This window comes from Microcystis panniformis FACHB-1757, from assembly GCF_001264245.1.
Classification (GTDB): domain Bacteria; phylum Cyanobacteriota; class Cyanobacteriia; order Cyanobacteriales; family Microcystaceae; genus Microcystis; species Microcystis panniformis.
In genome coordinates, this window is record NZ_CP011339.1 from 4,606,725 (window position 1) to 4,620,647 (window position 13,923).

Annotated in this window: 16 protein-coding genes and 1 pseudogene; 7 read left to right on the top strand and 10 right to left on the bottom strand. The window is 42.5% G+C overall.

From position 1 onward, the window contains the following. Nucleotides 1–8: 8 nt before the first annotated feature. The 10 genes from VL20_RS21870 to VL20_RS21910 form a co-directional block, all read right to left on the bottom strand. Nucleotides 9–1,064 carry a metallophosphoesterase family protein gene (locus VL20_RS21870; RefSeq protein ID WP_052277787.1) on the bottom strand — a complete coding sequence of 352 codons (1,056 nt, stop codon included), beginning with the start codon at nucleotides 1,062–1,064 and terminating at the stop codon, nucleotides 9–11. Nucleotides 1,065–1,221: 157 nt separating this feature from the next. Further along, nucleotides 1,222–1,455: a hypothetical protein gene (locus VL20_RS21875; RefSeq protein WP_002756314.1), complete on the bottom strand. Its 234-nt coding sequence runs from the start codon at nucleotides 1,453–1,455 to the stop codon at nucleotides 1,222–1,224. Beyond that, complete coding sequence (locus VL20_RS21880) at nucleotides 1,436–1,714, bottom strand: BrnT family toxin (protein ID WP_002756313.1); 279 nt, start codon at nucleotides 1,712–1,714, stop codon at nucleotides 1,436–1,438. Before VL20_RS21880 ends, VL20_RS21875 begins: the two co-directional genes overlap by 20 nt. A 6-nt stretch (nucleotides 1,715–1,720) precedes the next feature. Then, nucleotides 1,721–2,053: a hypothetical protein gene (locus VL20_RS33160; protein WP_284525884.1), complete on the bottom strand. Its 333-nt coding sequence runs from the start codon at nucleotides 2,051–2,053 to the stop codon at nucleotides 1,721–1,723. 663 nt (nucleotides 2,054–2,716) lie between these two features. Then, entirely contained in the window at nucleotides 2,717–4,003 is a 1,287-nt protein-coding gene (locus VL20_RS21890; RefSeq protein ID WP_052277788.1) for a glutamyl-tRNA reductase, read from the bottom strand. A 184-nt stretch (nucleotides 4,004–4,187) separates the two neighbouring features. After that, nucleotides 4,188–5,225 (bottom strand): class II fructose-bisphosphatase, encoded by a 1,038-nt coding sequence (gene glpX / locus VL20_RS21895; protein WP_052277789.1) that lies wholly within the window; start codon nucleotides 5,223–5,225, stop codon nucleotides 4,188–4,190. A gap of 130 nt (nucleotides 5,226–5,355) precedes the next feature. Then, a complete protein-coding gene (locus VL20_RS21900; protein WP_052277790.1) occupies nucleotides 5,356–5,853 on the bottom strand; it encodes a VOC family protein in 498 nt (165 codons plus the stop codon). Between the two features lie 331 nt (nucleotides 5,854–6,184). After that, nucleotides 6,185–6,379, bottom strand: a complete 195-nt coding sequence (locus tag VL20_RS29935) for a hypothetical protein (protein ID WP_284525885.1) — start codon at nucleotides 6,377–6,379, stop codon at nucleotides 6,185–6,187. Between the two features lie 10 nt (nucleotides 6,380–6,389). Then, complete coding sequence (locus tag VL20_RS33165; protein WP_284525886.1) at nucleotides 6,390–6,521, bottom strand: hypothetical protein; 132 nt, start codon at nucleotides 6,519–6,521, stop codon at nucleotides 6,390–6,392. Next, a complete protein-coding gene (locus tag VL20_RS21910; protein ID WP_052278543.1) occupies nucleotides 6,514–7,029 on the bottom strand; it encodes a TIGR02652 family protein in 516 nt (171 codons plus the stop codon). The genes VL20_RS33165 and VL20_RS21910 overlap by 8 nt, the downstream gene beginning before the upstream one ends. 108 nt (nucleotides 7,030–7,137) lie before the next feature. On the opposite strand from VL20_RS21910, the gene VL20_RS21915 reads away from it, so the two are divergent. The 7 genes and pseudogenes from VL20_RS21915 (at nucleotide 7,138) to VL20_RS33890 (ending at nucleotide 13,839) form a co-directional block, all read left to right on the top strand. After that, entirely contained in the window at nucleotides 7,138–7,689 is a 552-nt protein-coding gene (locus tag VL20_RS21915; protein WP_052277791.1) for a gamma carbonic anhydrase family protein, read from the top strand. 65 nt (nucleotides 7,690–7,754) lie between these two features. Next, complete coding sequence (locus VL20_RS21920; protein WP_039900610.1) at nucleotides 7,755–7,874, top strand: photosystem II protein Y; 120 nt, start codon at nucleotides 7,755–7,757, stop codon at nucleotides 7,872–7,874. Between the two features lie 464 nt (nucleotides 7,875–8,338). Continuing rightward, nucleotides 8,339–9,712 (top strand): FAD-binding oxidoreductase, encoded by a 1,374-nt coding sequence (locus VL20_RS21925; RefSeq protein WP_052277792.1) that lies wholly within the window; start codon nucleotides 8,339–8,341, stop codon nucleotides 9,710–9,712. A 280-nt stretch (nucleotides 9,713–9,992) separates the two neighbouring features. Further along, nucleotides 9,993–11,288, top strand: coding sequence for an adenylosuccinate lyase (gene purB / locus VL20_RS21935; RefSeq protein ID WP_004268608.1), 1,296 nt, complete (start codon nucleotides 9,993–9,995; stop codon nucleotides 11,286–11,288). Between the two features lie 49 nt (nucleotides 11,289–11,337). Further along, nucleotides 11,338–11,472 carry a hypothetical protein gene (locus VL20_RS33170; protein WP_256378293.1) on the top strand — a complete coding sequence of 45 codons (135 nt, stop codon included), beginning with the start codon at nucleotides 11,338–11,340 and terminating at the stop codon, nucleotides 11,470–11,472. A gap of 27 nt (nucleotides 11,473–11,499) precedes the next feature. After that, a pseudogene (locus VL20_RS33885) lies at nucleotides 11,500–12,977 on the top strand (AAA family ATPase). Beyond that, complete coding sequence (locus VL20_RS33890; RefSeq protein WP_052277794.1) at nucleotides 12,919–13,839, top strand: hypothetical protein; 921 nt, start codon at nucleotides 12,919–12,921, stop codon at nucleotides 13,837–13,839. Before VL20_RS33885 ends, VL20_RS33890 begins: the two are co-directional and overlap by 59 nt. Nucleotides 13,840–13,923: the final 84 nt, after the last annotated feature.

The following is a 13,923-nucleotide window of genomic DNA, read 5'->3' on the forward strand; positions in this document are numbered from 1 at the left end:
GTTCCTTTCTAGTTAACCGATGGAATATCTCGACGTAAAACCTGCCCGTTGGGAGCCATAATTAAAGGAGGTAAACTGGTAATATTGATCGCCTCTTGGGTTTTCATGTCGTAGGTGGTGTAAACTGTTTCCTGTTGATGGGGATTAATATCGACAATTGTTAGGGTTTTTCTAGGTGCTTGTTCACTGTTCAATAACCGTCGCGGTCCACTGCCTAAAGCTCCTGCGTGTAATAATTGTAATTGCCCCCGTTTACCCGGATAGTAAGCGTGAGCGTGGCCACTAATATAAGTATGCACCTGATGGCCCTCTAAAAACGCTCTTAATTGCTCGGCATCGGCTAAATAATCCCCCGGTCGATTTCTGCCCACGGCAATACCGTAGAGGGGTAAATGACCGATTACTAGCCGCATTTTAGCATTTTTAGCGTCGCTACTACTCAAGTTTTTTGCTGCCCAATTTAGTTGTTGCCCAGAGATTAAATGAGTGGAGGCATCCCAGACTAGATAGAATATACCATTTTGAGTGAAAGTATAATAAAAAGGAAAGCCGGTTTTATCGATAAAATTTAAACTTGTATTATGTTGGGGGTTTTGCCAATAATCTTGGGCTAATTTTCTCTCCTTAGCATAGATAAATTTTCCTGCGGATAAAGCTCCAGAAGCGTCATGATTACCGATGGTAAAAGCAAAGGGTATTTTAGCAGCTCGCAGGGGCGCGGCGATATGGTGATCAAAGGCTGACCACATAGCGTTAATTGCTGTCTCTGTCAAGCTGCTTTTTTGTCCTGCCACCATGTCGCCACCACAGAGGACGAGATCGGGTTTATGATTGATAATTAAGGGGATAGCTCGATCGATTTCGGGATCGTAAGTAGTGGAACCGTATTGACTATTAAGGTCACTAATCACAATTATCTTGACTTTTTTACCCTTTTGTGCTTGTTTAACAGCCGACTCAGGGGGATTTTTGGAAGTAACAGGCTGTAAAATTTGATGAGCGCAAGCTGCCAAGCTAAAACCGCCTAAACTGCCACTAATCAGCAAAAATTTACGGCGTTGCATAGGATATCAATCTCGTCTTTAATTGAGGTCACGTCAGTTAGTGTAGCAATTTTTGTCCCTTCGATCGCTTTTTTGTTGATCATCCCAATTAAGTAGGGAGGCACAATCATTTGTAGGATGGGTTAGCGGTAGCGTAACCCATCGGGGCTAATTATACTCACTGCTGTTGTTGTCTGACATAAGCATCTACAAGATTACGAATCAGGGATTGATAGGAAGCATTATGACGTTGAGCTTCCCGTTTAAAATACTCAATACTCTCCTTAGAAAATTCCATCGTTATCCTGACAGTATTTTGATTCGGTATTAGCTGCTCTGGTGGCGGTAAAAAGTCTTCGACAATTGTCACCTTACCAATCGGTTTTGCGGGATCAGGGGTTATGTTCTTCATAGAATTTTCTCCATTTACGCCATTCAGCTGCGCCAAATATACGAATCACTCCATCGCGGTAAGTAAAACGCACCGTTAAAACCCGGTCTTTTACCTTACCAATACAAAACCAACGTTCCTCTGAGTCACTATGTTGGACATCATGGACAATCAAACGATGTGGATCGAAAAACGCATATTGAGCAGTCTCAAAGTCCACACCATGTTTAGCCTTATTGTCAGCTTCTCTTCGACTATCCCAATCGAAAGTGCTTGTCATGTCACTCTAGCATATTTTAGTTTGTGTCGCTAAGTATAGAAAAATGAACCAGAAAATAAAAAACAAAACAGGAATAGAACGAGCCGGGAAAATCCCCCACCGATGAATCCAAGTATGTTCATTGTCAACAAACCTTGCTTTAAAAGTAGAAATATTTCCTAAATACTTATCCTGCTTAAGGATGCGTTTTTTTTCTGTCTTAAGTAGAGCCATAGCTGCGATAGCCGCATAAAGCGAAACTCCAATAATAAATGATGTCACAATTCCTAGTATTGGTAAAGATATAGATAGAAACCCAAGTCGATAATTATTATTACCAGAAATTGCAAATGCTGCCATCAAAAAAGACTGGGAAGTGACATACCAGTTCATTCGATTGGCAATCAGATTGTGTTCACGATGGATCTCTTGGTCGATTAATCCGTAATACTCAATCGATTTGAGATTTTCCTCGTCATTCCACCATTTCCACCGGTTCTCTTGCTTTTTTTAGAGTCATTCCGCTTTTTAAAGTCATTCCACCATTTCCACCGGTTCTCTTGCTTTTTTTCAGAAGGTTTACCCATTAATTCATCTCCCCATATAGCTTGTTGAATTGAACTAAATCACCATCTTAAGTAGGTGTTTGGAATTAAATATAAAGATGGATCTCCTTGAAGGACTTGCTGCGACTCAATTTCCTAGAAAATTAGTTGCCCCATATTTTTCCAGTTAAATTGAATCAACAACGACTATCGAACCATTTAATTAGCAGATGGCATAAAAGCAAGCTGTGACTGGGTTCTAATTCTTGGAGATGTCCATTAATTATACCGCTCCCTGCTGCCAACTCCGGCACTCATGGACAGTCTTAACGAGTAATTTAGAGAGTCAACCGCTTAGTGGTCTGTCAATCTTGAAATTGTGGATAGGGGAATCCGGCAAAATTATCGGCTCCCAATCCCTCAAAATCAGCTTGACAGACCAATAGAATCGCCCTTAATTTTTGTCAATTGTCGGACTCTAACTATATTCTTCTCCGACACTGAGATTAAAGAGCATTTGCAGGGATTGTAAACAGCGCTTACGCGCTTCGATATCCTGTTGGGCCCGCAGTTGTACCATGGGTTCGTGAAGGATTTTATTAACGATACCGCGGGTCATTGCTTCGATAACTTCTTGGTGTTTTTCGGCGAATTCCGTCCCCAGACGGGAGAGGGCTTTTTCTAATTCCTGTTCGCGAATATCTTCAATTTTGCTTCTTAAACAGCTAATTGTCGGTACAGTGTCCAAAGAACGCCACCAAAGCTCGAAAGCTTCCACTTCCTGCTCTAGGAGTGCCTCTGCTTCCCTAGCCATCTGACGGCGACTTTCCTGATTGGCGGCAACCACCGCCTTGAGATCATCGACGTTAAAAGCTTGCACTTGGGCCAATTCCTTCACGTCGGTGTGGACGTTACGGGGAACGGAAATATCGATTAACATCAGCGAGTTAGCAGCAATCGTCACTTCTGTCAATAAATTTTTAGTTAAAATTGGTTCCGTGGCTCCCGTACTGGTGAAGACGATATCCGATGCCGCTACCGTAGCCATCATCTCTTCTAAGCCATATAGTTGCAGCGGTAGGTTAGGAAATTCACGGGCCAACTCCTGGGCCCGTCTTTGGGAGCGATTGACGATCGCAATTTGCTGAGAACCCTTAGCCAGAAGGTGCGTAACTAATAATCGGGACATTTTCCCTGCCCCGATAATAGCGATTTTTTTGCTGCTGAGGTCTGTCATCTTAGCATGGGCTAACTCCACCGCCGCCGAACTGATCGATACGGCTCCTGTGCCGATGCTGGTTTCCGTGCGGACGCGTTTACCGGCAGTCATCGCTTGTTTAAACAGGCGATCGAGTAACTGGCTAATAGTATTGTACTTCTGAGCTAATTTATGGGTATTTTTAACTTGAGCGAGAATTTGCCCTTCACCGAGGACAAGACTTTCTAAACCGGCGGATACCCGGAGCAGATGACGGACAGCATCCTGATGCAGTAGGGTAAACAGATAACGACGCAGGACATTAAGGGGAATATGCCCGATTTCAGCGAGAAACTGGGTAATTTCCACCACGCCCTTCTCCGTATCCGTAACCACGGCGTAGATCTCCAAACGGTTACAGGTGCTGATAATAGCCACCTCTTGGATGTGGGGATAACCCTTGAGGTGGGTAAGGGCGGACTCGATTTTCGCTTCCGGGATACTCAATTTTTCACGAATTTCCACAGGGGCTGTCTTGTGACTCAAGCCCACTACAGCAATATTCATTTATGTTCTCCTACAAATGTTGCTCAGGCTACAAAAATTATTGATAAAGATCAGTGCGTTATGTCTCTAATTGTTGCAATTTAGTCCCAATCGGGATGCAAATAAAAGATGTTTGAAAAAAAACTTTATATATTTTTACCAATGAGGGCGAGGTGAGCCATACCCACCCCACCGGGTCAGAGAATTATCTCAGTTGAATGTATTTGGGTTGGTCGAACAGGTGAACGGTATCGACAAAGCGAGCGGTTTTCGATTGGGTGGAGATAACCAAGCTTTGGGTACGAGCGCCACCGTGGAAGAAGCGTACCCCTTCCATCAGGGTGCCGGGGGTGATCCCACAGGCGGCAAAGAGGACGGTTTCGCCACTGGCTAATTCTTCGCAACCGTAAACGCGATCGGGATTGGTGATCCCCATTTCTTGCAGACGAGCGATATTACCCTCGCGACTTTCACCGATTAAACCGGTTTTGACCACTTCGGGATCATAGATTAATTGTCCCTGGAAGTGACCCCCCAGACAACGCATAGCCGCCGCCGAGATTACCCCTTCCGGAGCGGCACCGATACCCATGAGAGCATGAATATTAGTTCCCGAAAAAGCGCAGGAAATAGCGGCCGATACGTCACCATCGCTGATCAGACGAACTCTCGCCCCAGCGTTGCGGATTTCTTGGATTAATTCCTTGTGACGGGGACGATCCATAACTACTACCACCAGTTCTTCGATCGAACGATTGAGACAATCGGAAAGAACTTTCAGGTTTTCCGTCGCCGATTTATTAATATCCACATGACCTTTAGCTGCTGGGGGAGCCGCTAATTTTTTCATATAAAAGTCAGGGGCAGCGAATAATCCGCCTTTTTCGGAGATCGCTAACACGGCCATAGAACCATTTTGACCGTAGGCAACCAAGTTAGTGCCTTCGCAGGGATCGACGGCGATATCGATTTCGACTAATTCGTCGGGATTACAATATTGTTTGGCATCAACTTGGGTACAGATACCCACTTCTTCGCCAATATAGAGCATGGGAGCCTCGTCTCTTTCCCCTTCTCCGATAACGATGCGACCGCGCATATGGATTTTATTCATCCGTTCGCGCATCGCTTCCACAGCGACGTGATCGGCGGTATTTTTTTCGCCTTTACCCATCCACTTCGAGGAGGCAATGGCAGCCTGTTCGACCACTTCGATAATTTCTAACCCTAGCGTACTTTCCACTCGATGATCCTCCCTACAGCTGATCTATGATTTATCTAGTGAGTTTGTTTCCTTAACAGTCAAAAGTCTATCACCAGACGGGGATCATTCTTAAGTTTTTATGCAGATCAGCTGGAGGAGACTGGTATAGCTAGGGAGTTTTTGCTGGCACTGTCGCCTCCATCTCAGTTATGGAGAGCTTGAGTGCTGATTTCGGCGTTAAACTACGGATAAATTCCAGGGGTAAACCGTCTGTGTCGGCAATAAAGGTGACTTCATAGACAAGATCGCCGATCATCTGTTGTTGGGGTGGCAAAAGAATGTTTAAAGGTTGATATAGATCGGCATCCTCTTGATGAGCTTGCTGAAAGTTATTTGTTAATTTTTCTAACCATTCTGGTAAATTGCTGACATTTTCTGTTAGGTCAAAAGACAAGTGATAATAACCGACATAATGCTGATCACCAAAGGCATCGGGTGCAGGTTTCGGTTGGGGAATTTGGATTAATTCGATGCGTCCGTTTAACCCGGTTAGCCAACAGGCCAAAGTATAACCCGTGGTGAATCTTTCCTCGATGGTAAAACCGAGAAGTTGATAAAAAGCGATCGCCCGATGGATATTAGCCGTCCGAATAGAAGCATGGTGCATTTTCAGTAATCAGTAATCAGTGATCAGTAATCAGTGAGAATTCGGGGTTGACAAGCAATCCTTCATCGATCTGCCTCCCGATTCAGTTTTGAGGTTGTCAGTTTATGTTTCTTCGTTACTTGGTATGATTTGATCGGGTGGTATAAATCGACTAAATCCTTATCTGGCAAGAGACTTAATTGATTACCAAAAACCGCAGCAATGTCTTTCTCTATAATGGTTTCATCCCTTATCACCTCCTCCATTGCATAACAATTCCCGAAGAGCCGAGTTTATTAAGTGAGATTATTCACTGATAACTGATAACTGATAAGTACCTAGGCAAAATTATTTACACATGACGATCATTGCCCCGTAAGGGTTTTAGCTCGATCGGGCAGGTAATTAATTTTGCATGACTACTTAACTGATAACTGATAACTGATAACTGATCACTGATAACTGATAACTGATAACTGATAACTGATAACTGATCACTGATCACTGATAACTGATAACTGATAACTGATAACTGATAACTGATCACTGATAACTGATCACTGATAACTGATAACTGATAACTGATAACTGATAACTGATAACTGATAACTGATCACTGATAACTGATCACTGATAACTGAACTGATAACTGATAACTGATAACTGATAACTGATAACTGATTAATCAAAAAGACGAAAATAGGGATAACGTTTGGGAACCCCCGGTTCTTTTTCCAGATCAAAGTTAATTACATCCCAACAGGGTTGATCGGGGGCATCGGGGCTAAATTCTACTGGTAAACCGTAGAGACGGGGAATAGTGGCTTCACCCAGTTCATTACCGCGCCAAGTGGTGTTACGTTCTAGGTAGGAACTAACTAAATCGCGATAACGGTTGGCAATAATTACTTTAGTCGCTTTAAATCCTTGAGTATAGAGACGATCGAGTGCTTCGTGAATCTCAAAACGAATACCATCCGGGTGAGTGTGTTGACGATACCACTCACCATTCCAGAGTCGCCAATGCCGTCCTGACTGCAAGTGAACCAACTCACCCGTTTTGGGATCGGCTTCAAAAGCTCCATGGCGCGGACACAAATAGGTATCCGTCAAAGTGAGGGCGGGGATTAGCTGCCGACAGTGAGGACAATGGATATCGGGTCCAAAAACAGGGTATTGTAAACTTGCATTGATCATGGGAGAACCTAAACTAAAAATTGTTATCTTTGTACCAATAATCCTACCCATATTATACCCAACCAAATTGGACGGGTATTCTCTTTCGACTTTAGTGCAGATCCTCCCATGTCTTTAGATAACTTAAGATCAACTTCTAATTTCTGGCCGATTGTCGATGTCAGTCAAGCGGCTTTTATCGCCCCTAATGCCACGGTAATGGGCGATATTTCCCTAGCTGTGGGGGTGAGTGTTTGGTATGGGGCGGTATTGCGTGCCGACGTGGAACGCATCGAAATTGGGTCCTATACTAATATCCAAGATGGGGCAATCCTACACGGAGATCCGGGCAAAATTACTATCCTTGAAGATTACGTTACCATCGGGCATCGGGCGGTAATTCACGCAGCCCATATTGAACGCGGTTGTTTAATCGGCATTGGGGCAGTGATTCTCGATGGTGTGCGCGTCGGGGCGGGTAGTATTGTCGGGGCGGGTAGTATTGTGACAAAAGATATACCACCGCGATCTTTAGTGGTGGGTATTCCCGCTAAACGCGTCCGGGAAGTGTCGCCACAGGAGGCTCAAGAGTTGATCGAACACGCCGAGCGCTATGCTAAACTTGCCCTCGTTCATGGGGGAAAAGGTACTGATACCGGATTCCCAAAACGGGCGGATTAGGGTATAAATATAAAATGAGAATCAAGTAACAATCTTTTAAGCACCGCTCGAGGAGAAGGAAATCTATGGACTGGAGAGTGTTAATCGTTTTAACCCCTTTGTTTATTGCTGGTGGCTGGGCTGTCTTCAATATCGGCGCTGCCGCTATTAGACAAGCTCAACAGTTTCTCAGCAAACAAAGTTAATAAAAGTTTATAATTCTTAGTAAAACCGATCACCTAGGGGATCGGTTTTTAATTTTTCCTTATCTGGCGATCGCTGATTGGGGTGTGGGGTGTAGAGTGTGGGGTGTGGGGTGTGGGGTGTAGGGTGTGGGGTGACCACTTCGTGCGCGTTGCGGGGGGAAGTGAGGGAATTATGAATTAAGTAGGTGGGTGGAATTAAATATAAGATGAACGTAGGTTGGGTTGAAGCATGAAACCCAACGCCCGCATGGGTTACGCTACCGCTAACCCATCCTACAAATAATTGTGCCTCCCTACTTATGAATTATGAATTATGAATTGGGGTATGGGGAGAACAAATAAAAATAATCTCCTGTCTCCTGTCTCCTGAATCCTGAATCCTGAATCCTGAATCCTGTCTCCTGAATCCTGTCTCCTGTCTCCTAACCCCACCAATATACCTTTTCAGCAAACCCTACCTAACCATGAAATCTAACTATCAAAATCTCATCCAAGAATTGGCTCATCTAGAAATTATCACCGATCCGGGGCAAGTGGCGAAACTTTCCTTAGATTATTATCATTTTAGTCCCATTTTAGAGGCACAACTGCAAGATAAACGGGCTGATTTAGTCATTCGTCCCCAGAATAGCCAAGAGGTTATTGACATCGCTAAAACCTGCGTTAAATACCAAATTCCTTTAACAGTTAGAGGTGCGGGTACAGGTAATTATGGTCAATGTGTTCCCTTGCGGGGGGGAGTAATTTTAGACACAACGAAACTAACAAAAATTATCTCGATCAAACCGGGTACAGCCCGGGTAGAAGCGGGAGTAAAAATGGCATTTTTTGATAAACAAGCTCGCGCAATCGGTTGGGAATTAAGAATGGCTCCCTCTACCTATCGGACGGCGACAATTGGCGGTTTTATCGGGGGTGGCAGTGTGGGCATGGGTTCAATTAATTATGGACAATTGAAGGATAGAGGCAATCTGCAAGCAGTGCAGTTAGTCACCCTAGAAGCGGAACCAAAAATTATCGAACTACGGGGGGATGAGGTAGAAAAAGTCAATCATGCCTACGGAACAAATGGCATTATTACCGAGTTAGAAATAGCCCTCGCTCCCTGTTATCCTTGGGCAGAATTTATCGTTACTTTTGCCGATTTTATCACCGCCGCTAAATTCGGTCAAGCTCTCAGTGATAGTGATGGCATTGTCAAGAAAATGGTTAGTGTTCACTCTTGGCCAATTCCTGCTTATTTTATCGCTCTTAAGGATTATTTACCCACAGGAAAAGCGGCAGTTTTGTTAATAGTATCGGACAGCGATCGAGTCGCATTAGAATCTTTAATTAAAGAATATAATGGTGAACTTACCTACTATAAAACGCCAGAAGAAACCCAAAAAGGCAACAGTATCTTAGAATTTACTTGGAATCATACCACTCTCCATGCGCGTAGTTTTAACCCCAAAATAACTTATCTACAGGCTTTTTATTTTAATCTAGCCACGGTGGAGAAACTCTATAATTATTTTGGTGAGGAAATAATGATGCACCTAGAATTTTTGAAATTTCAGGGTAAAGTTATTCCCGCCGGTCTTCCCTTGCTAGAATTTACCACAGAAACTCGATTAAATGAGATTATTGCTATCTATGAACAACAGGGGGCAGCTATTGCCAATCCTCACACTTATATCATGGAAGATGGCGGCAGCAGACAGATTAATCCGCTACAACTAGAATTTAAAAAACTCGTCGATCCTTACGGATTGAACAATCCGGGTAAAATGCGAGCATGGGTTGAAGCAAGGGGTAGGGGTTCAATTCAAGCTAAATTAAACAAGATAAGTAGGTAGGCGTTAAAAACTATTAGATGCCCCCCTTATCAAGGGGGATTAAGGGGGATCGGCACCCCCTTATCAAGGGGGGATTAAGGGGGGATCGGCACCCCCCTTATCAAGGGGGGATTAAGGGGGGATCGGCACCCCCCTTATCAAGGGGGGCAGGGGGGATCGAACCTAAAACACTAACCGCTAAAAAGGGAGTGGGGAAAACAAAACTCCCCGCTGCCCCCTGCCTATTCCCGGACTTGCCCCGATCCGATACAATTAAACGGTTGTCTTGGAAGAATTAATAGTGATCGAGCGTTATACTCTCCCTGCGATGGGGAATTTGTGGACGGATAGATATAAATATCAAACATGGCTAGAGGTAGAGATAGCCGTCTGTGAAGCGCAGGCAGAATTAGGCTATATTCCGGGGGATGCAGTAGAAGAAATTAAGGCAAAAGCTAATTTTGATCCCGATCGCATTTTAGAAATAGAAGCAGAAGTGCGCCACGATGTCATCGCCTTTTTAACAAATGTTAACGAATATGTGGGCGAGCCGGGGCGTTATATTCATTTGGGTTTAACCAGTTCCGATGTACTAGATACCGCCCTGTCCTTACAATTAGTCGCCAGTTTAAACCTGATTTTAGAACAATTAGAAGATTTTATCCAAGCCCTGCGTTATCGCGCCCAAGAACACCGTTATACAGTCATGGTAGGACGTTCCCACGGCATTCACGCCGAACCGATCACCTTTGGCTTTAAACTAGCGGGATGGTTAGCGGAAGTGCTGCGAGGACGCGATCGTTTAATTCGCTTGCGCCAAGACATCGCCATCGGTAAAATATCTGGTGCAGTGGGAACCTATGCCAATATTGACCCGAAAATTGAGGCGTTAACCTGTCAGAAGCTAGGATTAGAACCGGATACCGCTTCCACTCAAGTGATCTCCCGCGATCGACACGCCGATTATGTGCAACAATTAGCTTTATTGGCGGCTTCGATCGAACGTTTTGCCGTGGAGATTCGCAACCTGCAAAGAACTGATGTCCTAGAAGTGGAAGAATACTTTTCCAAAGGACAAAAAGGCTCCTCCGCTATGCCCCATAAACGTAATCCCATCCGTTCAGAACGCTTAACGGGAATGGCGAGAATTATCCGTAGTCATAGCGTTTCCGCTTTAGAAAATATCGCCCTCTGGCACGAAAGAGATATTTCCCATAGTTCCGTAGAACGGGTAATGCTGCCAGATGTTTGCATTTTGACCCACTTTATGCTCAAGGAAATCACCGATTTAGTCAAAAATCTGCTGGTGTATCCCGAAAACATGAAGCGAAATATGAATGTTTACGGTGGTGTGATTTTCAGTCAAAGAGTTCTTTTAACTTTGGTGAGTAAGGGAATTAGCCGGGAATCTGCCTATAAAATCGTCCAAGAAAACGCCCATCGCGCTTGGAACACCGATAACGGCAATTTTAAAGCTTTTATCAGCCAAGATGAGCGAGTTACCGGTATTTTATCCCCCGACGAGATCGAAAGTTGCTTTGATCCCCAGCAGCACCTAAATCATCTTAATAGCATCTACCAAAGGTTAGATATTTAAGGAGCTTTCAGTGATCAGCTAACCACTAGCTTGTTGCTTTAGAAAGGTAATGACAGCGTTTTGGATTGTCGGTTGGCGATCGATCTTTTCTCAGAAAGCGATCGCTATTCGTTTCTCGATCAAGGTCGCGTTTGAAGATAAAACTAAAGAATCGGCGCAAGCGAGTACGAATCGGGTAAAATAAGGGTCTGTATTCGGAGTGTTCGTTTTTATGATGAAAATCAAACTCTTGAATTTAGGTAGTATTAAAGAGGCAGAAGTGGATCTTCGGCCTCTAACCGTTATTATTGGCCCGAATAATTCTAATAAAACTTATATCGCCTACTCGATTTATGGGTTATGGATTAATCATCGTGACGGCCTTTTTTTTTCTAGTGAAATTTTAGAAAAAATAGAATTTACAAATCAAGCCGATCATTGGTCTTTAAAAATAGACCGACGTTTTTATGATGTTATATCCGAAATTGTTCAAAAGTCCGCATCTGAATTTAGCGGGATAAAACTACAATCTTTTTTCCAAGATTCTAGCGGCAAGATTTTTGAAAAAACGAAATTCAGTATCGAAATTTCCGAAGATGATATTAAAACAGCTATAGAAAAAGTTTTAGCGCATATAATTGAGTATCGCCAGTCATTAGCTTCATTTGGAATCAAGAAAATCGAGCGAAGCGACAACAATAATGAGATTTTATTTTATCCAGAAAAAGAAGCTGAAATTTATGATTATAAAAACATGGTTCTTCTTGATTTTGTTGCTGGTGTTGTAACATTTTCATTTTCTGACATACTTCCTTTACCCGCCGAAAGAAACGCTTTTATAAATACCTATAAAATGCTGGCCAATAGAAGATATAAGCTACTTAAAGAGAATCAGAGAGAGCGATTGATACGAGGACGTATTAATCGAGAGCCATTGATACAAGGACTTATTAATCGAGATAAGCAGTTAGAGTTACTGAAAGAACAGGGAGATATTCGCTATCCTCAACCAGTAGAGGATTTTTTAGATTTTTTAACTGACATAGAACTAGAAAATAAGCCCGATCCCATTGCCAAAAACAAAAATGATTTTCAAAAATTAGCTGATCAAATTGAAAAGTATATTCAAAATAACAATAAAACAATCTTTAAAAAGACTAAATTCGGAGGCAGAGAAATTAAAGTTTCGGTAAAAAGAAGTTTAGAGATCGATCTTTATAATGCTTCCTCGTCTATTAAACAATTAGCCCCGCTTTTACTCTATTTGCGCTATCGAGCAAAATCGGGGGATTTTCTGGTGATCGATGAGCCTGAAATGAACTTACATCCAGAATCTCAGGTAAAATTGTTAGAATCTTTAGCGATTTTAGTAAATTTAGGAGTTAGAATTTTATTGACGACTCATAGCCCCTATTTGATGGCTCATCTTAACAATATCGTTAATGGTAATCACCAAAATCCAGAACTTTTAGCCGAACAAGCTAAATTGCTTTATCTGCAAGATAGCCGAGGTTTTCTTAAAATGGAACAGGTTAGTGCCTATGAAATAAAAATAATAAATTACTTTCTTTACACGACCCTGAATACGGTATTCGTTGGGATACTCTCAGCGATGTATCAGTTGATATTCAACAAAAGTTTTTTGCAATTTATGAAGCAGGACAACAAAACCAAGAAACCGAAGAAGGATGTTCCTCAGAAGAAGAATAAACTCGATTGGCAAAAATTTAACTTTTTAGAAAATTTGCTTATTTTCTGTACCGTACCCAATCGGATCGCTCCACCCGAAAGCGGTGTCAGCTTTCGGATTACCAAGCCAGAAAAAGATTCCGTTTGTATTTTATTTAAAACTGATCGTCAGAAGGATCCTCTCGTTAGAAATCAAAAGCAGAAAAGACCTGATTATTTATCTCTTTTTATTCAGAATGACTTACTTCTGCTGACAATTATCGAGATGAAGGGAACTAATAAAAATTCCACGAGTACAGGTATCGAACAAATTACAACTTTTAGAGATATTTTAAAACAAGAAATTGCCGATCATGTCACCAGTAAACTCAAATATAAATTACAAGCTATCCTATTAACTCCCTATAATGCCGATATTCCTGAAAAGGAGATCTACAAGGAAGCGGAGAAAGGATTTATTATTTTACCTATCCAGTATGATTCTAAAGCGGAGCTTTATCCTTATGTTTCCAAGACTTACAGGAAAGCGGATTTAAGCAAAATAGGCAAAATAAAGCATAGTCACGACGAGCAACATAAAGAATCCGATTGTTTGTTAATCGAAAACTTGTTGGCTAGACAAGCATCGGACAAACGTAAACAGGATAACTATTATTCATGTAAATTCACTCCCGCCAAAGATAGACAAGGCATCTATATAGATTATCAGGTGTCGAGCGATCAAGACTGGATCACCCTATTAACCGATCCGCAGGGAAAGAAAGTTCAATTGGCTTACTGTAGTGATGATTCTCAAAGTTCAATCGATCAAATTCAGGAAGAGATTAAAAATTTAAACCTATGTCGAATGGTAGAGATGGTAAGTCGCCTAATCAATAGTTAGTATAAAAAAGTGGTGTAGAGAAATCGGCGTTGCTGATTTGAGATATGAATCTTCTTTTCTGGTATTTTTAAAACCTAGAGCCAA